Origin of the sequence: Streptomyces sp. NPDC005302, from assembly GCF_040607345.1 — a bacterium.
In the GTDB taxonomy this organism is placed as follows: Bacteria; Actinomycetota; Actinomycetes; order Streptomycetales; family Streptomycetaceae; genus Streptomyces.
In genome coordinates this window covers 60431-77887 of record NZ_JBEXGN010000002.1, presented here as the reverse complement: position 1 = coordinate 77887, position 17457 = coordinate 60431, and the positions used below count along the sequence as shown (strand labels likewise).

Genomic DNA, 17457 nt, shown 5'->3' with positions numbered 1-17457 from the left:
GGGCCCGAGTCGAGCAGCTCCGCCGGCTGGATTCGAACCAGCGTCTCAAGGCTCCAAAGGCCTGCGGGATGCCGCTACCCCACGGCGGATTGCTGCCATAGACCTTACCGGAGGAGGGGCGGCGCATGATCCCTCAGGGCGGACTCCACCATGCCCGACCACCATCCCTCGATGCGGCGATACAGCTCGGCACTCTTGGTTACGCGGATGACGAGGCAGCCACGGTAGTTGTCGCCGACGTTCTTCCGGACGGTCTTGGGATTGTGCTTCTTGATGGTCGTCTTCTGGAACTCGGTGACATCGACGCCGACGAGTTCGGCCCAAAAGCGTTCGGCGGCGTCCACCTCGGCTGTCGCATGGATCATGACCCGGTACTGGAGACGCTCGGGCTCGATGCCGACGAGGGCCAACCATGCCAAGTAGAACCGGATCACGCCCGGGTCGCTGTTGACGAAGGCGACCGTCTCCCGGCGGGCGTATGGCTTGTCCTTCGTCCCTTCCGCCCAGTACAGAGCGGCGCCGGCGACCAGTAGCTCTTGCCGGCTCATCGCGCCGATCTCGTGGGAGGCGGTCGCCTTGGTGCGCTTGCGGTCTTCGTCCCTGAAGGCCAGCTCGTGCTCCCAGCGCTTCCTCGCGGCCAGCTTCGCCTGCTCGGTGGGGTCGCGCCGCTCGGGGCGCGGCAGGTCCCGCACCCACAGCGAGATCGAGCTCTTCGAGCAGCCCAGTTCGATCTGGATGCGGTCGTAGGTCCAGCCCTGGAGGCGCAGCTCGCGGGCCCTCGCGCGGAGGTCGTCCCTCGCCCGCGGGTGCCGGGGGCGGTCGGGAGGGGGATCGCCGTCCAGCAGGCGGTTGAGGATGTCGTTGTTGTGGACCTGGATGCGGTCCCGGATCCGGCGACGGCTGAGGCCGGCCCTGCGGAGGGACTGCGCCTGTTCCCGGAGTGCCTCGAAGTCGTCGTATCCGCGCTGTGCATGTGCCATGGGCATATCGTCCGGACGGAATCGGACCTTCCGGGGCCGAACAGTGAGTCAGTCAACAGTTCGAGGGATAACTGCTGATTTCGCTTCTGTTCGAGGGGGTGGGTGGTGTAGGCCAGTAGGTGAAACTCACCGGAAAAGGGGCGGGGCCCGCCCGTAGGCTGGAGTCATGACCACGACGGGGGAAGAGCACACCGCGGCCGGGACCGGCCCGTGGTGGTGGGTCAGGTGGCGCAGTGCCGTGCTGGACGCGGGGCTCGCGCTGGCGTCCGCGGCCGAGTGCGGCGGCGAGGGGGTCAGGTTCGCGCACGACGCGGGGCTGCCCGTTCCGATCGGTGTCGTCTTCGGGGTGATCGCCGGGTCCATGCTGTTGGTGCGGCGGAAGTGGCCGATCGCGGTCGTGCTGGTGTCGATCGCGATCACGCCTGCCCAGATGGGGTTCCTGATGGGCCTCGTCGGGCTGTACACGCTCGCCGCGTCCGAGCTGCCGCGCCGGATCACCGCCGCGCTCGCGGCGATGTCCTTCGCGGGCATGCTGATCGTGACGTTCGTGCGGACGCATCAGGGTGTGATGAGCGGCGACGTGACGATGGGGGACTGGTTCGTTCCCTTCGCCTCGATCACGACCGCGATCGGCATGACGGCGCCGCCCGTGCTTCTCGGTCTGTACATGGGGGCGCGGCGCCGGCTGATGGAGAGCCTGCGGGAGCGGGCGGACTCGCTGGAGCGTGAGCTGCAGTTGCTCGCCGAGCGGGCGGAGGAGCGGGCGGAGTGGGCGCGTAACGAGGAGCGCACGCGGATCGCGCGGGAGATGCACGACGTCGTCGCGCATCGGGTGTCCCTGATGGTCGTGCACGCGGCGGCGCTTCAGGCGATCGCCCGGAAGGATCCCGAGAAGGCCGTGAAGAACGCCGCGCTGGTGGGGGACATGGGGCGGCAGGCGCTCACGGAGCTGCGGGAGATGCTGGGTGTGCTGCGGACGGGGAGCGGGTCGGACGCGCGGGTGGCGTTCTCCTCCTCGGCCTCGGCGGCTTCGGTGCCCGCGACCGCGGCGGTGCCGTTGGCGGCGGTGGGTGCGGCGGCGGCCGTGGCGGCCTCGCGGGCGGCGGACGGGTCCGGGGCGGGTGCGGGGCCGGGTGCCGGTGGTGTCGTGGAGGGGCCGTGTCTCGCGGAGCTCGACGAGCTGATCGGGCAGTCGGCGGCGGCCGGGATGGTCGTGGCGCTGTCGGTCGAGGGGGATGTGCGGGCGTACGCGCGGGAGATCGAGCAGACCGCGTTCCGGGTGGTGCAGGAGGCGTTGACGAACGTCCACAAGCACGCGGCGGGTGCGAAGACGTATGTGCGGCTGGCGCATCGGATGTCGGAGATCGCGATGCAGGTGGAGAACGAGTGTCCGCCTGAGGTGGGGTCGGGGTCGTCGGTGCGGTTGCCGAGTGGGGGCAACGGGTTGCTGGGGATGAAGGAGCGGGTGGCGGCGTTGGGGGGCGCGTTCGTGTCGGGTCCGACGGACGCGGGGGGATTCCGGGTGTCGGCGGTCATCCCGGCGTAGCGGGTTCGCTGTGTCGGCTGTCGCGGCTCCGGTCCGGTGAGGGGTCGGCGCCGCGCGGGTGCGTCCGCGCGTCGGCGTCGCATCAGACGTGGGCCACTGGGAACGCCGCTCGATCCTGGCGTGTGCGACGGGCGTCTGATGTGCCGGCACGGCCCCTTCCGCCGGACGCCGGGTGCGGGAATTTCGGCCCCTTCGGCGTTTGGGGAGCGGGGTCCGGGGCGGCGCCCCGGGTTCGGGGCGGAGGGGGCGGGAGGAGCCTGGGGGTTACGCCGTCGTGAGGCGGATGGGGGGTGTGCCGGTGAGGAGGGTGGTGAGCGCCGCGTCGATGTGGGCGCCCACGTACCAGTCGCCGGTGTGGTCGAGGGCGTAGACGCGGCCCTCGGCGTCGATGGCGAGGAGGGCGTGGGAGTCGGACTCCTCGCCGAGGGGGCAGACCTCGGTGTCGAGGGCGCGGCCGAGGTCGGCGAGGGTGCGGGCGAGGTGGAGGCCGTGCAGCGGGTCGAGGTCGAGTGCGGCGGGTGCGACCTGTCGTCCGGGGCCGGGGGCGGTGATGTGCAGTCCTCCGAACTCCGCCCACGCCTCGACCGCCGCGGGGAACACGGCGTGCCGGTGTCCGGCGGGCGACGCGTGGCCTCGTAGGGCGTCCGCCCAGTACTCGGCCTGCTTTATGTCCCAGCGTCCGGGCTGCCATCCCGCGGAGCGCAGCGCGGAGTCCACGGGTTCGGGGAAGCGTGTCGAGGTGGGTCCCCCGGGCCCGGGGGGAGCGGTGAGCTTGGAGGAGGAGCGTTCTGCTTGCATCTGCCGTTCGTTCGTCGGGGGATGGGACGGCGGCGTCGCGGGACGCCGTTGCTGAATACGTGTGCGGGGGTGGGGGGTGTTCAGGCGTCCTGTGCCGACGGGTCGATGATGCGGACGCCGAAGTGGTCGCTGAGTGCGGTGCAGGAGCGGCAGGGGGCGGCGAAGCTGCCGTGCAGGGGGTCGCCGTCCTCGCGGATGCGGCGGGCGGTGAGTTTGGCCTGCTTGAGGGCCTTGCGGGCTTCGCCGTTGGTCATCGGCTTGCGGGCGGCGCGCTTGCTGCGGTCGGCGTCGGCGGAGGCGATGTGCCGGGAGATGAGGATGGCCTCGGCGCAGCGGCCGGTGAAGCGGTCGCGCTGGGCGTTGGTGAGGGTGTCGAGGAAGTCCTGGACCAGTGGGTGAAGGGCGGGTGGCTGGTCGCCGCGGGCTGCGGTGCCGGTGAGGGTGGCGCCGCGGACGGAGAGGGCGGCGGCGACGGTGGGGAGTATGCCGTCGCGTCGGTGCAGGAGGGCGGGGGTGTGCGGTGCCTCGGTGCTGCTCCAGCCGACCCGGGGATCCCCGGACGTGCCCGTATGCGTCGCGCTCATGATCTTTTTCCCTCCCGTGCATCCCCCGGTGCGGAGACAGACTGCCAAATGCCGTGGCGTGTGCGGAAGCTGGGGCGTCGCGACACGCCCGGTCTTCGGCTGTGGGTCACGGCGGGGTGACGGCTGGTCACGGAAGCGGAGGCCCGGTGACCGGTGTCGTACGACCGCATAGGCTGTCGACATCCGGGCTCCATCCAGCTATTGAGAACGCCGCAGGGGGCAACAGCGATGACGACAGGTCGGCTCGGGCTGGGGGCACCTCCCAGCCGCCAGGCCGGGGGGCAAGCCGTGCCGCCGAACGCGGCCTATGCCGGGCAAGTCGTGCATTTTCCGGATCCTGTCCGGGCGTCCCGCCATCCCAGGGGTGTGCGGATCGACGAGCACGGTTATCCCGACTTCTCGCTCTACGCGCGTGCCGCGGCGGAGATCGCCGAGCCCCCGGAGGGGTTCGGTGTCGACGAGTTGCGGCTGACGGACTATGTCTCGGCGAACGCGGCGCTGGCCGCGGCCGGGCACGATCTGTGGGACACGATTCCGTCGGTGGCGACGCCGCACGGGTGGACGTGGCACCACGTGGCGGGGACCAGGCGGCTGGAGCTGGTGCCGGTCGAGGTCAAGGCGTTGCTGCGGCATCACGGTGGTGTGGCGACGACGGCCGTGGACCAGGAGAAGCGGGGGACGCGGCCCTTGCAGGAGACGCGGCCCGCGCACTTCGGGCTGCCGAGGTCGTCGGTGGCGGTGACGGAGGAGCAGGTGCAGGGGGTCGAGGAGGATCTCGGCTACCGGTTGCCGGGCGCCTATCGGTCGTTCCTGAAGGCGGCGGGCGGTTGTGCGCCGGTGGGTGCCGCGCTCGACGCGGAGTTGGGGCTGCTGGTGGACCAGCCGTTCTTCACGGTGCGGGACGAGGCCGCGGTGAACGACCTGGTGTATGTCAACAAGTGTCTGCGCGACCATCTGACCAAGGACTACCTGGGTGTGGGGTTCGTGCAGGGTGGTCTGCTGGCGGTGAAGGTGAAGGGTGACCGGATCGGTTCGGTCTGGTTCTGCGCGTTCGACGATGCCCGTGACGAGGACGCGTGGCCGCCGGCCGAGCGGGTGCAGCGGTTGTTGCTGCCGTGCGGTGAGGACTTCGACGTGTTCCTGTCCCGGCTCGCGGGCAATCCGCCGGAGTTGGAGACGGTGGCGAATCTGATGGTGGACGGCGGTTTCGCGTACGCGGTGCCCGTCGCGTCGGACTCCGAGGGGCCGGCGGCTTCGGTGTCCTCCGTTTCTTCGGTGGGGGAGTGAGCTTGCGATGGTGACGTTCGCGCAGGCGCAGGAGCGCGCCGAGGAGTGGATCAACGGGGATGTGCCCGGGTACCAGCATCGTGAGGTGCGGGTGCGGGAGTTCGAGCTCGGTTTCGTGGTGTGGGCGGAGGACCGGGCCGAGGGGCCGCGTTCCGACGGGGGCGCGCAGCGGCTGGTCATCGCCCGGGACAGCGGGGAGGCCACGTTGTGGCCTGCGTTGCCGGTGGGTGAGGTGATCCGCCGGTACGAGGAGGAGTACGGGGTGCCGGACGGTGCTCCGGAACCGGCGCCGGAGCCTGCGGCGCGGGTGGATCTGAACCAGACGTCGTTCCTGCTGAGTCCTCCGGAGTGGTTGCAGGAGGCCGCGGACCGGATGGGTATTCCGGACCGGCGTGCGGGGGCGGGGTCGTCGGTGTCGGACGGGGCGGGTTCCCGTCCGGCCGCCGCTGCCGCCGCTGCCGAGGCTTCGGGGGACGGGTCCGTGAACGGTGCTTCGGGGGGCGGGAGTTCGCTTCCGGGTGCATCGGGGCATTCGGGGGCGCGCGGCGTTCCTTTCGCGCCGGGGGAGCGTGCTGTTTCCGCGCCGTCGGCTCCGGTTCCGCCGTCCTCTCCCTCGTCGGCCACTCCGCCGCCGGGTGTGCCGTCCGCTCCGGGTGGTGCCACGCCGTGGCCGGCCGCCGCGGCCGGCGACGACGCGGATCCGGGTCTGCGGGACACGACGCCGGGCGTGCCCGCCGACGCGACGCCGTGGGCCGGTACGGACACGAACGCCGATGCGGGGGACGACCGTTCGGTGCCGCTGCCGGCGACGGTGTTCGCGCCGCCGCTGACCGGCTCCGACGACGCCGGCACCCCGCCGCCCACCGCGCTGCCGGAGGCCAAGACGGCCCTGATGTCCGGGGGCAGCCGGCTTCCGCGCACCGCCATGGCGCCGAAGGTCGAGGAGCCCGGTTCCGGTGCGCCGTCGGGCTCCTCGCAGGGACACGGTGAGCCCGCGGGTCCGCCGCCCGCGGCGCCTTCGTACGGCTATCCGCAGGGCCCGGGCGCGGGTCCGGGCACGCCGCCGCCCGCTGCGCCCGCTCCCGGTGGTCCGCAGGGCACGCAGCCCGCGTACGGGTTCCCGCAGGGGCCCGGCACTCCGCCGCCCGCCGCTCCGCCGGTTCCGGGTGCTCCCGGTACGCCGCCCGCGGCGCCGGGCCGGCCGCTGCCGCCGCACGCCGGTGACATCGCCGACGCGGCGACCAGCAAGGCCCAGCCGCCGCGCGGGGCCCGCCCCGCCGGTGCGGGGGCACCGCATCCGCCGAGCGCTCCGGGTGTGCCGGGTGCACGGCCGGGCAGCGTGCCGCCGCCCCCCGGACCCGGTGCTCCCGCGGGCGGGTACGTGCCGACGAGTCTCGTGCCGCAGCTCGGTCCCGACGGGCCGGAGGGCCCCTCGGGCGCACCCCGGCCGCCCGCAGCCACGCCTCCGGGCGACGGTGTGCACCATGCCGCGACGATGCTGGCGGGGCCGTCCGTGGGCGGTCCCGGCGCTCCGCAGCCGCCGGCCGCCCCGGGCGCACCCGGTGCGCCGGGCGCTCCCTGGCAGCAGCAGAACGGACCGGGCGCGCCGAACACGCCGGGCGGTACGCCTCCCGGTGACGGTGTGCACCACGCCGCGACGATGTTCGCCGGGCCGCCGGTGGGCGGCCCGGGCGCTCCGCAGCCGCCGGGTGCTCCCGGTGCGCCGCAGCCTCCCGGGGCTGTGCCTCCGGGCGGGGCGCACCACGCGGCGACGGTGTTCGGAGGTCCCCCGGCGGGGGGCCCGGGCGGGCCGTTCCCGCCGCAGTCTCCCGGCACGCCGCCGGGCGTGCCCGGGCCGTTGCCCGGTCAGCAGCCGCCCGCGTACGGCTATCCGCAGGCGCAGCAGCCGACCGTCGGACCCGGCTACCAGGCCGTGTTGCGCTACCGCGCGCAGGACGGTTCGGAGCAGCAGCTGATCCGCCGGTCCGCGCCGGGCACTCCGCACCCGGAGTGGCAGATCCTGCACGAACTCCGTGCGATGAACGTGCCGCCGCAGCAGGTGCTGGAGCTGCACACGGAGCTGGAGTCCTGTGAACTGCCGGGCGCCTACTGCGCGCGGATGATCCGGGAGACCTGGCCGCAGGCGCGGATCACGAGCATCGCGCCGTACGGCACCGACCATGCGAGCCGGCAGCAGGGGATGCACCAACTCCTGTCGCATCAGGGTGAGTTGCATCAGGTGGCGGACGGGCCCGCGCGTCCCGCGCCGGTCCGGGCGCCGATCCCGCCGGTGCACCCCGCGCCGCCGGTCCCGCCGGAGGCGATCGGGCAGGAGCTGGCGGCGGCGTTCGGGCCCGGCGTGTTCCGGTTCGACCAGGGTGCCGTGTCGCGGCAGGGGGTGCCCGACATCGTGGCGCACACCCTGGTCGTGGCCGGACTGCCGCTCGACATGGGGCCGTTCTTCTGGGCGCAGGCCCAGCCGGGCCGGCCCGTGCCGACGCTCGCCGAGCTGGCGCAGGAGCGCGGGGTGGCGGCCGGTCTCGACGCGGGCTCGTACCTCGTCATGGGCAGCGACTTCGGCAAGGCGATCTGTGTCCAGTACGGCACGGCGAACATCGTCGCGGTGCCGGTGGAGGCCGGTCCGGGCGGTGCTCCGGTGCCGCCGCAGTTCGTGAACACGGGGCTGCCCGAGTTCGCGCGCTGCCTCGCGCTGCTCGGCCGGATGTGGCGGCTCCGGTTCGGGCTCAACCAGGAGCAGGCGGGCCGCTGGACCGTCGACTTCCAGGCCCAGCTCGCCGCGCTCGACCCCGCTGCGCTCGGCTCGCCCGAGAGCTGGTGGTCGGTCCTGCTGGAGCAGATGTGGGACGGACTCCTGTAGCCGCGGAGCCGCGGCAGGGAGTGGAGGGGCGGCGGCGGGACCGCTGCGCGAAGGGACGAGGCGTCCGCCCGGTGACGGGGCGGGCGCCTCGTCGCGTGGGCGGGCGTTCCCCTGCTGCCCGCGAGGGTGCGGGCCGGGGGCGCGCGGTGTGCGGAACGCGCTGCCGCAGGGGTCCGTACGAAGGGTCGGGTGTCCTCCTTCCGCGCCCGGCGCGCTGCCTCACCGCGGGCCCCTGACCTCAAATGACGTGTGAACGACCCCTTCGTGTCCGAACCTGCGGGCGGAGTGTCGCGTTATGAACACTTCCGTGTGATCCATCAAGATGTGCGCCAAATCGTCATTTTGTGTGGGTCGGCGGAGAGGGGTCAAAGGATGAGCAGCACATCGGTGTCGCCGCACGGCTTCATGGCCGTACGGGGACGTGGTTACCGTCCCGAACAGGTCGACGCGTACGCCGCGGCGCTCTCCGGGGACCGCGACGCCGCCTGGGAGCGGGCCGCCCGGCTGACCGTGCTGGAGAAGGAGATGGAGGCCGAGGCGGAGCGGATGCGCAAGACCGTGGCCGGACTCGTCCCGCAGACGTACGACGAACTCGGCGAGCGGGCCCGGCGGATCTTCCTGCTCGGCGAGGAGGAGGCCGAGGCGCTGCGCGAAGCGGCACGGCAGGAGGCCCGGTCGGCGCTGGAGGAGGCCGAGGCGGCGGACCGCGCGCTACGGGAGGCGGCACGGGCGTACGCCGACGAGGTGTGCGCCGAGGCCGAGGAGCGCGCCCGGCAACGACTGCTCGCCGCACGGGCCGAGGCCGACGAGGTACGGATCTCCGCGCGGCGCGAGGTCAAGGAGAACCGGGGCGAGGCACTGGCCGCGTTGCGTGAGGTGCGTCGGCGGACCGAGGGGCTCCTCGTCGAGCAGGAGAAGGAGCAGGCGGCGCGCCTGGCGGAGGCCGAACGGGCCGCCGCCGAGAGGGAGGCCGCGTTCGAGGCGCGTCACGACGACCGGACGGCCCGCGCCGAGGCCGCGCTCGCCGAGGCCGCGAGGGTCCTCGCCGAGGCGGAGGAGTCGGACCGGCGCCGTCAGGACGAGGCGGAGGCGCGGGCGGCCGAGGTGCTCGCCGAGGCGCGGGTCCGCGAGGAACGGATCGCCCGGGAGACCGAACGGGTACTGCGTGAGCACGGGGAGCGGTGGGACGACGTACGGGCCCACATGGACCACGTACGCAGCAGCCTCACCTCCCTGACGGGGCGCGCCCCCGCCGAGTAGCCCCGGGGCCGGGCTGCTCGGTCACCGCTGTCTCCGCCGCTCCGGGGGGCCGTCCTGGCCGCTCCGGGGCGGGCTTTCCCCCCGGTCCGCCCGTCCCGGAGCGGAGCGTCCCGGAACCCCTCACCTCCCCCTCCGCACCGCCCCCGCCAGGATCCAGCCCTCCACCGCCTCGTACTGCCGGCGCTGTTCCTCCGCCTTGCGGCGGCCCGAGACCACCGTGCCGAGCCAGCCGTAGGCGAAGCCCAGCGGGATCGAGACGATGCCCGTGGTGGTGAACGGGAACCAGTTGAAGTCGGCGTCCGGGAAGGCCGCGGTGGGGGAGCCGGAGACGAGGTTGGTGCCGGGCATCAGCAACAGGACCGTGAGCGTGCCGCCGATGAGGGTGGCGAGCAGGCCGGTCCGGGTGTAGCGGCGCCAGAAGAGGCTGTAGACGAGCGCGGGCGCTATCGCGGAGGCGCCGAGACAGAACGACAGCGTGATCAGGGGCTGCAGGCTGCGGTGCTGGGCGAGGGTGGCGAGCAGGATGGCCGGTCCGCCCACCGCCAGCGCGGAGAGGCGGGCGAGGAGCATCTCGCGGCGCGGGGAGAGTTCGTCGTCGCGGCGGCGGCCCCGGAAGAGCCGGCTGTGCGCGAACACGTCGTGGGCCAGCGAGTTGGCGCAGGCCAGGATCATCCCGGCGACGGAGGCGAGCAGGGTCAGGAAGATCGCCGTCGTGACGGTGGTGAAGAGCAGCGTCTCGGCGGTGGAGACGGACGCGCCGAAGACGCCCCTGGACCCCAGCAGGTAGGCCGTGTTGCCCTGCGGGTCGCCCGCGACGATCGCGTCCCGCCCGACCAGGGCGGTCGCGCCGAACCCGATCACGCTGATGATCAGGACGAACAGGGCCACGCACGGCACCGCCCAGGACAGCGAACGGCGCACCTGCCGGGCGCTGTTGGCCGTGTACATGCGCATGGTGACGTGCGGGAGGCAGGCGCCGCCGAGGACGACCGTCAGCTCCGAGGTGATCATGTCCAGGCGGGGGCTGGAGCCGCCCGCGAACTGGAGCCCGGAGTGCAGATAGGCGGTGCCGACGCCGCTGTTGGCGGCGGCGCTGTCGAGGAGCGTGCCGGGGTTCCAGTCGAAGCGGTTCAGGACGAGGGCGGCGACCACGGCGCCCGAGCCGAGCAGCATCACGATCTTCAGGATCTGGATGAGGGCGGTGCCCTTCATGCCGCCGATCGCCGCGTAACTGATCATCAGCGCGCCGAGGCCGATGACGCAGCCGGTCTTCAGGGAGTCGCTGGAGAAGCCCAGGATGAAGGCCAGCAGGTCACCGGCGCCCGCGAGTTGGACGAGCATCAGCGGCAGCAGCGCGATGATGGTCACCGCGCAGGCCGTGTTGCGGACGGCGCGGCCCGGGGTGCGGCGGGCGAGGGCGTCGCCCATGGTGAACCGGCCCGCGTTGCGCAGGGGTTCGGCCAGCAGGAACATCAGCAGCATCAGGGACAGGGCGGTGCTCAGGGCGAGCACGACTCCGTCGTAGCCGGCCAGGGCGATGACGCCGCTGGTGCCGAGCACGGTCGCCGCGGAGATGTAGTCGCCGGCGATCGCGAGGCCGTTGCGCATCGGGGAGAGCGATCCGTACCCGGTGTAGAACTCGTCGAGGTCGTCGCGGTCCGGGCCGGTCATCACGCACAGCAGGAGCGTGATCGTGGCCACGGCGGTGAACGCCACCAGTGACATCGTCTGCGCGGAACTGCTGAACCCGGTCATCGTGCGGCCTCCCGTCGTGCGTCCAGTTCGGCCTGCTGGCGGATCCGGTCGGCGATCGGGTCGACGCTCCGGCGCGCGGTGTGCTCGTAGAGCCCGATCGCCACGCAGGTCACGGGGACCTGGAGCAGGCCGAGGAGCAGTCCGGTCGACAGTCCGCCGGACACCGTGCTCGTCATCAGCGACGGGGCGAACGCCGACAGGACGAGGAAGAGGGTGAAGTAGCCGAGCGCGGTGAGGGTCGCGACCCGGCGCTGCCGGCGGTAGGCGCCGCGCAGCACCCTGATGTCGCTGTGCTGTCCGAGCGCGCGATGCCGCGGCACCCGCCGCCGGACCGGCTCGGGCGGCTTCGGCCGGGGCTGCCAGGGATAGGTCAGGTGCGGCTGGTCCGGCTGGTCCGGCTGATCCGGCTGGTACGGATCGTGCGGGGGCCGAGTCCGAGGCGGCTGGTACGGGGGATACGCCGGATACGCGGGGTTTCCCGGCGGCTGGGCAGGTGGGTTCGGCGGACTCTGTCCGTACGGCGGGTTCTGCCGGTACGGCTGATGCGGGTGCTGTCGACGTGGCCTTGGGTGCTCGGGGGACGAGAATGCGTCGGGCATCCCGGTTCTCCTTGCGTGGCTCGGGTCCGGTGCGGGGACCGCAGGGAGCTGGGGGGTGAGCAGCGCACGCTACTCGTAGGTAGCTCGCGTGCGTAGCGGTTTCACCGAACTGGTCGGTCGGTATGCGCTTACTTCGGTGACCTGGGGTGTTACCCGCGTTCACCTGTGGAGTTCCGCCGGAGTTCCGGAGGGGTTTCGGCGGCCTTCACGTGTGGGGCCCGAGTGCGCCGAGTGAGGGGTGGGATGCGCACGCGCTTTCTCCGGGTGGGGCCGGTGCCCGCTCCGGCGGCTGCGCGAAGGGCGGAGCGCGCGGAGGGCGGAGTGCGCGGCGGTGTCCGGACCGGCCCCCGGGCGCCCCGGTGCCGGCCCCCGTTCAGTCCGTGGCGTCCTTGAGGACGGGGAAGCGGCGCGGCGCGACGAGCAGCAGCACCAGGAAGGCGAGGGCGGCGGCGCCCGCGGCACCGAGGTAGACGGCGTGGACGGCGTCGGCGACCGCGTGCCGCAGATGTCCGGCCGGTGCGCCCGAGTCGAGGGCCCGGGTCACCGCGTCGAGGTCTCCGGCGCCGCCGAGCCGCGCGGCCAGCACTCCGTTGGCGACGGCGCCGAACAGGGCGGCGCCCAGGGTCTGTCCGGTCTGGCGGCAGAAGAGGACGGAGGCGGTGGTCGTCCCGCGTTCGGCCCAGCCGACGGTGGACTGGACGCCGATGATCAGCGGGAGCTGGAAGAGCCCGAGCGCGCCGCCGAGCAGCAGCATCAGCAGCGCGGGCTGCCACGGCTCGCCGGGATAGGGGAGGAAGGGGAAGGCGAGCAGGAGCAGGGTGGCGGTGCCGATGCCGAGCATCGCGGTGTTGCGGAAGCCGATCCGGCGGTAGACGTGCTGGCTGAGCGCCGCGGACACGGGCCAGCTCAACGTCCATACGGAGAGCACGAATCCGGCGGCCACCGGGGCGAGACCGAGGACGGCCTGCGCGTAGGTGGGCAGGAAGACCGTCGGCGCGACCATGAGCAGGCCCAGCGCGCCGAGGGCCAGGTTGACCGCGGCGATCGTCCGGCGGCGCCACACCCATCCCGGGATGATCGGCTCGGCGGCGCGCCGTTCGACGGCGACGACGACACCGACCAGCGCCAGTCCGGTGCCGAACAGGGCGAGCGAGGGCGCCGACAGCCAGCTCCAGGCGACACCTCCCTGCACGAGGGCGGTCAGCAGGACGCCGCCGCAGGCGAACACGGCGAGGGCACCCGCCCAGTCGACGCGGGGCCGCCGGGTCAGCGGGGCCCGCTGCGGTTCGTGCAGGTGCCGGACGATCAGCCACAGGGCGACGGCGCCGACGGGCAGGTTGATGAGGAAGATCCACCGCCAGTCGGCGTACGCGGCGAGGACTCCGCCCAGAGCCGGGCCCGCGATCGCCGAGGTCGCCCACACCGTGGACAACTTGGCCTGGATCCGGGGGCGTTCCTTCAGCGGGTACAGGTCGGCGGCAAGGGTCTGCACGGTGCCCTGGAGGGCGCCGCCGCCCAGGCCCTGCACGACCCGGAAGGCGATGAGCGCGGCCATGTTCCAGGCGGTGGCGCAGAGCAGCGAGCCGAGGAGGAAGACGGCGGCGCCCGCGACGAGGACCGGCTTGCGGCCGAAGGTGTCGGACAGCTTGCCGTAGACGGGGAGCGTGACCGTGACGGCCAGCAGATAGCCCGAGAACAGCCAGGAGAAGACGGAGAACCCGCCGAGGTCGCCGACGATCTGCGGGACGGCCGTCGACACGATGGTGGAGTCGAGTGCGGCCAGGCCCATCGCCAGCATGAGCGCGGCGACGACGGCACGCCGGCGCCGGTCGTCCGCACGGTCCCTGACGGGCTGTTTCTCCTGTACGACCGGTATCCCGGTGTCCCCCTCGCCCACGGGGTTCCCTCCCCTTGCGTCCGTCTGCCGGGACCAGCTTGCCACCGGGGGACCGGGTCGCGGGAGGGCGGGCACCGGGGGCCCGGGGGTGGAGGCGACCCCGAGGAGTTGTCCACCGAAGGGTGGAGGTCCCCTAGGGGGACCTCCTTACTACGGGTCGGGGAGGGTTCGTCCCGGCGGAGGACGAGACGGGCCGGGGTGCTTCCTTAACCTGGCTTTACGTCGTCGGAGGGCGGGTTCGCCTCGTACGGACCACACCTTGGGGGGTGGGGTTTTCCCCAGCAGAAGACGGGGCCGTGCACCAGCGCGCCCGACCCTCCGCCGGCACCAGACTTACGGACGTGGGCAGCGCACCGCCGGACCTCGGCGGCGCACCACACCGAGGGCAGCGCGAACACCGCCGCCCTTCCCGACCGTTCGAGACCTTCGCAGCTCAGCAGCTCGCCCTGCTGGCCGACATAGGAGACATACCGTGACATCGGCTGTAACCATTCCCAGGCACGGGGGCACTGGAGGGCGTACGGCCGTTGCCGCGCGAGCGCGGCAGGTCGTCAAGGCGTACGGGTCGGGGGAGACCCGTGTCGTCGCCCTCGACCACGTCGACGTGGACATCGAGCGGAGCCGCTTCACCGCGATCATGGGCCCCTCGGGGTCCGGCAAGTCCACGCTGATGCACTGCCTCGCCGGCCTCGACACCGTCACCTCCGGCCAGATCTTCCTCGACGAGACCGAGATCACCGGCCTCAAGGACAAGAAGCTGACGCAGCTGCGCCGGGACCGGATCGGGTTCATCTTCCAGGCGTTCAACCTGCTGCCGACGCTGAACGCCCTGGAGAACATCACGCTCCCGATGGACATCGCGGGCCGCAAGCCCGACAAGGCGTGGCTCGCCCAGGTCGTCGAGACCGTCGGACTCGCGGACCGCCTCAAGCACCGCCCCAACCAGCTCTCCGGCGGCCAGCAGCAGCGCGTCGCGGTGGCCCGGGCACTGGCCGCCCGCCCCGAGATCATCTTCGGTGACGAGCCGACCGGAAACCTCGACTCCCGCGCGGGATCCGAGGTGCTGGGCTTCCTGCGCCGCTCGGTGGACGACCTGGGCCAGACCATCGTGATGGTCACGCACGACCCGGTGGCCGCCTCGTACGCGGACCGCGTGCTGTACCTCGCCGACGGCCGGATCGTCGACGAGATGCACCAGCCGACGGCCGACCAGGTCCTCGACCGCATGAAGGACTTCGACTCCCGCGGGCGGACGTCATGACCGTCCTCAGGACCTCGATGCGCAACTTCTTCGCGCACAAGGGACGCATGGCACTGTCCGCCGTGGCCGTCCTGCTGTCGGTGGCCTTCGTCTGCGGCACCCTGGTGTTCACGGACACGATGAACACGACGTTCGACAAGCTCTTCGCGGTCACCTCCTCCGACGTGACAGTGCTGCCGAAGGCGGCGAAGAGCGACGACACCCCGCAGAACGGCAAGCCCGAGTCGGTGCCGGCCTCCACCCTGGCGCAGGCCAGGCAGGCCCACGGCGTCAAGTCGGCCGAGGGCGCCGTCAGTTCGATGAACGTGACCGTCGTCAACAGCGACAACAAGAACATGGGCTCCACGACCGGCGCCCCGACCATCGCCGGCAACTGGACGCACAACGACCTGCGTTCCATGGAGATCACCTCCGGCCACGCCCCGCGCGGACCGACCGAGGTGATGGTCGACGCCGACACCGTCGACAAGCACCACCTGAAGATGGGCGACGAACTGCGCACCATCGCCGTCACCGGCGACTTCAAGGCCAGGATCGTCGGCATCGCCACCTTCAAGGTGACCAACCCCGGTGCCGCCGTCGTCTACTTCGACACCGCGACCGCCCAGCGCGAACTCCTCGGCTCCACCGGCCGGTTCACCCAGCTCAACGTCACCGCCGCGGCGGGCGTCTCGGACGCGCGCCTCAAGCAGAACGTCTCCACCGCGCTCGACGGGTCCTACAAGATCCAGACGCAGAAGGAGAACGCCGACGAGAACCGCAAGGGCGTCGGCGAGTTCATGAACGTCATCAAGTACGCCATGCTCGGCTTCGCCGGGATCGCGTTCCTGGTGGGCATCTTCCTGATCATCAACACCTTCTCGATGCTCGTCGCCCAGCGCACCCGCGAGATCGGCCTGATGCGTGCCATCGGCTCCTCCCGCAAGCAGGTCAACCGCTCCGTACTGGTCGAGGCGCTGCTGCTCGGCTTCATCGGCTCCGTCCTCGGCGTCGCCGCGGGCGTCGGCCTCGCGGTCGGCCTGATGAAGCTCATGTCGTCCATGGGCATGGACCTCTCCACCCGTGACCTGACCGTCAAGACGGCCACCCCCGTCATCGGCATGATCCTCGGCGTCGTCGTCACCGTCCTCGCCGCCTACCTCCCGGCCCGGCGCGCCGGGAAGGTCTCGCCGATGGCCGCGCTGCGCGACGCCGGCACCCCGGCCGACGGCCGCGCCGGACTGGTCCGCGGCCTGATCGGCCTGGTGCTGACCGGCGCCGGAGCGTTCGCCCTCTACCTGGCGGCCACCGCGGACAAGGCGAGCGACGGTTCGCTCGTGCTCGGTGCCGGAGTCGTCCTCACCCTGATCGGCTTCGTGATCGTCGGCCCGCTGCTGGCCGGCGGCGTGGTCCGGGTGATCAGCGCGGTCCTGCTGCGGATGTTCGGCCCGGTCGGCCGGCTCGCCGAGCGCAACGCGCTGCGCAACCCGCGCCGCACGGGCGCCACCGGCGCGGCCCTCATGATCGGCCTGGCCCTGGTCGCCTGCCTGTCGGTGGTCGGCTCGTCCATGGTGGCCTCGGCGACCGACGAACTCGACAAGTCGGTCGGCGCGGACTTCATCGTCCAGGGGCAGCAGCGGATCGTCCCGCAGGCCGAGAAGGCCATGCAGGACACCCCGGGCCTCGAACACGTCACGCGCTACAAGGACCTCGCGGCCAAGATGACCTCGCCTGACGGCAAGGTCGACGACTACGAGATCACCGCGGCCGACCCCTCGTACGCCCAGGACCTGCGGCGCAAGACGACCGCCGGTGAGCTGTCGGCGGCGTACGGCACGAACGCCATGTCGGTCGGCTCGGACTACGCCAAGAAGCACCACGTCAAGGTCGGCGACACCATCAGCGTCGCCTTCAAGGGCGGCTCCACGGCGAAGCTCGAGGTCGCGGCCATCACGGACGACGACGTCGCCATCGACCAGGGCGCCCGCTACACCAGCATCGAGACGATGAAGAAGTACGTGCCCGCGAGCAAGATCCCGCCGAACGAGATCATGTTCGCCACGGCCAAGGAGGGGCAGCAGAAGCAGGCCTACGCCGCCCTGAAGAAGGCCATGGAGCCGTACCCGCAGTACCAGGTGCGCGACCAGACCGACTACAAGCAGGAGCTCAAGGACCAGGTCGGCCAGCTCCTGAACATGGTCTACGGCCTGCTCGGCCTCGCGATCGTGGTGGCGATCCTCGGAGTGGTCAACACCTTGGCGCTCTCGGTCGTCGAGCGGACCCGCGAGATCGGCCTGATGCGTGCCATCGGTCTCTCCCGCCGCCAGCTGCGCCGCATGATCCGCCTGGAGTCGGTCGTCATCGCCCTCTTCGGCGCCCTCCTCGGACTGGGGCTCGGCATGAGCTGGGGCGCCACCGCCCAGAAGCTCCTCGCCCTGGAGGGACTGAAGGTGCTGGACATCCCGTGGCCGACGATCATCGGGGTCTTCATCGGCTCGGCCTTCGTGGGTCTGTTCGCCGCCCTGATCCCGGCGTTCCGGGCTGGCCGGATGAACGTCCTGAACGCCATCGCCACCGAGTAGCCAGGCGATCACGGCCGGAGACGGCCGCACCGGACCACCGCGCACGGGGGT

Annotated in this window: 12 protein-coding genes and 1 tRNA gene; 6 read left to right on the top strand and 7 right to left on the bottom strand. The window is 72.2% G+C overall.

Features of this window, described 5'->3' with window-relative positions; genetic code table 11:
- Positions 1 to 17 precede the first annotated feature (17 nt).
- A tRNA-Gln gene (locus ABZT74_RS02725) sits at positions 18 to 89 on the bottom strand.
- Positions 90 to 104: 15 nt separating this feature from the next.
- Positions 105 to 980, bottom strand: coding sequence for a hypothetical protein (locus ABZT74_RS02720; RefSeq protein ID WP_356172304.1), 876 nt, complete (start codon positions 978 to 980; stop codon positions 105 to 107).
- 166 nt (positions 981 to 1146) lie between these two features.
- Between ABZT74_RS02720 and ABZT74_RS02715 the strand changes: the two genes are divergently transcribed.
- The gene (locus ABZT74_RS02715; protein ID WP_356433103.1) at positions 1147 to 2526 is read left to right on the top strand and encodes a histidine kinase; all 1380 of its coding nucleotides are present in this window, start codon (positions 1147 to 1149) and stop codon (positions 2524 to 2526) included.
- A gap of 264 nt (positions 2527 to 2790) precedes the next feature.
- On the opposite strand, the gene ABZT74_RS02710 is transcribed toward ABZT74_RS02715, so the two are convergent.
- Positions 2791 to 3324, bottom strand: coding sequence for an SUKH-3 domain-containing protein (locus ABZT74_RS02710; RefSeq protein ID WP_356433101.1), 534 nt, complete (start codon positions 3322 to 3324; stop codon positions 2791 to 2793).
- 80 nt (positions 3325 to 3404) lie between these two features.
- The gene (locus ABZT74_RS02705; RefSeq protein WP_355872359.1) at positions 3405 to 3908 is read right to left on the bottom strand and encodes a YwqJ-related putative deaminase; all 504 of its coding nucleotides are present in this window, start codon (positions 3906 to 3908) and stop codon (positions 3405 to 3407) included.
- 228 nt (positions 3909 to 4136) lie between these two features.
- Between ABZT74_RS02705 and ABZT74_RS02700 the strand changes: the two genes are divergently transcribed.
- The 3 genes from ABZT74_RS02700 (at position 4137) to ABZT74_RS02690 (ending at position 9333) form a co-directional block, all read left to right on the top strand.
- Complete coding sequence (locus ABZT74_RS02700; RefSeq protein WP_356172294.1) at positions 4137 to 5195, top strand: SMI1/KNR4 family protein; 1059 nt, start codon at positions 4137 to 4139, stop codon at positions 5193 to 5195.
- A gap of 7 nt (positions 5196 to 5202) precedes the next feature.
- The gene (locus tag ABZT74_RS02695; RefSeq protein WP_356433099.1) at positions 5203 to 8073 is read left to right on the top strand and encodes an SUKH-4 family immunity protein; all 2871 of its coding nucleotides are present in this window, start codon (positions 5203 to 5205) and stop codon (positions 8071 to 8073) included.
- 372 nt (positions 8074 to 8445) lie between these two features.
- Complete coding sequence (locus ABZT74_RS02690) at positions 8446 to 9333, top strand: cellulose-binding protein (RefSeq protein WP_356433097.1); 888 nt, start codon at positions 8446 to 8448, stop codon at positions 9331 to 9333.
- A 120-nt stretch (positions 9334 to 9453) separates the two neighbouring features.
- On the opposite strand, the gene ABZT74_RS02685 is transcribed toward ABZT74_RS02690, so the two are convergent.
- From ABZT74_RS02685 to ABZT74_RS02675, 3 genes are all read right to left on the bottom strand, one after another.
- Positions 9454 to 11088, bottom strand: coding sequence for a cation acetate symporter (locus ABZT74_RS02685; protein ID WP_356433095.1), 1635 nt, complete (start codon positions 11086 to 11088; stop codon positions 9454 to 9456).
- Entirely contained in the window at positions 11085 to 11462 is a 378-nt protein-coding gene (locus tag ABZT74_RS02680) for a DUF485 domain-containing protein (RefSeq protein ID WP_355872530.1), read from the bottom strand. The genes ABZT74_RS02685 and ABZT74_RS02680 overlap by 4 nt, the downstream gene beginning before the upstream one ends.
- 598 nt (positions 11463 to 12060) lie before the next feature.
- Positions 12061 to 13563 (bottom strand): MFS transporter, encoded by a 1503-nt coding sequence (locus ABZT74_RS02675; protein ID WP_356433377.1) that lies wholly within the window; start codon positions 13561 to 13563, stop codon positions 12061 to 12063.
- A 493-nt stretch (positions 13564 to 14056) separates the two neighbouring features.
- Between ABZT74_RS02675 and ABZT74_RS02670 the strand changes: the two genes are divergently transcribed.
- Positions 14057 to 14845, top strand: coding sequence for an ABC transporter ATP-binding protein (locus tag ABZT74_RS02670; protein WP_355872349.1), 789 nt, complete (start codon positions 14057 to 14059; stop codon positions 14843 to 14845).
- Complete coding sequence (locus ABZT74_RS02665) at positions 14842 to 17406, top strand: FtsX-like permease family protein (RefSeq protein WP_356433093.1); 2565 nt, start codon at positions 14842 to 14844, stop codon at positions 17404 to 17406. Before ABZT74_RS02670 ends, ABZT74_RS02665 begins: the two co-directional genes overlap by 4 nt.
- Positions 17407 to 17457: the final 51 nt, after the last annotated feature.

What these genes read in the sequence shown, in the direction of transcription:
- ABZT74_RS02720 (WP_356172304.1), bottom strand. Translation starts at nt 980, where the DNA reads ATGGCACATGCACAGCGCGGATACGACGACTTCGAGGCACTCCGGGAA.
- ABZT74_RS02715 (WP_356433103.1), top strand. Translation starts at nt 1,147, where the DNA reads ATGACCACGACGGGGGAAGAGCACACCGCGGCCGGGACCGGCCCGTGG.
- ABZT74_RS02710 (WP_356433101.1), bottom strand. Translation starts at nt 3,324, where the DNA reads ATGCAAGCAGAACGCTCCTCCTCCAAGCTCACCGCTCCCCCCGGGCCC.
- ABZT74_RS02705 (WP_355872359.1), bottom strand. Translation starts at nt 3,908, where the DNA reads ATGAGCGCGACGCATACGGGCACGTCCGGGGATCCCCGGGTCGGCTGG.
- ABZT74_RS02700 (WP_356172294.1), top strand. Translation starts at nt 4,137, where the DNA reads ATGACGACAGGTCGGCTCGGGCTGGGGGCACCTCCCAGCCGCCAGGCC.
- ABZT74_RS02695 (WP_356433099.1), top strand. Translation starts at nt 5,203, where the DNA reads ATGGTGACGTTCGCGCAGGCGCAGGAGCGCGCCGAGGAGTGGATCAAC.
- ABZT74_RS02690 (WP_356433097.1), top strand. Translation starts at nt 8,446, where the DNA reads ATGAGCAGCACATCGGTGTCGCCGCACGGCTTCATGGCCGTACGGGGA.
- ABZT74_RS02685 (WP_356433095.1), bottom strand. Translation starts at nt 11,088, where the DNA reads ATGACCGGGTTCAGCAGTTCCGCGCAGACGATGTCACTGGTGGCGTTC.
- ABZT74_RS02665 (WP_356433093.1), top strand. Translation starts at nt 14,842, where the DNA reads ATGACCGTCCTCAGGACCTCGATGCGCAACTTCTTCGCGCACAAGGGA.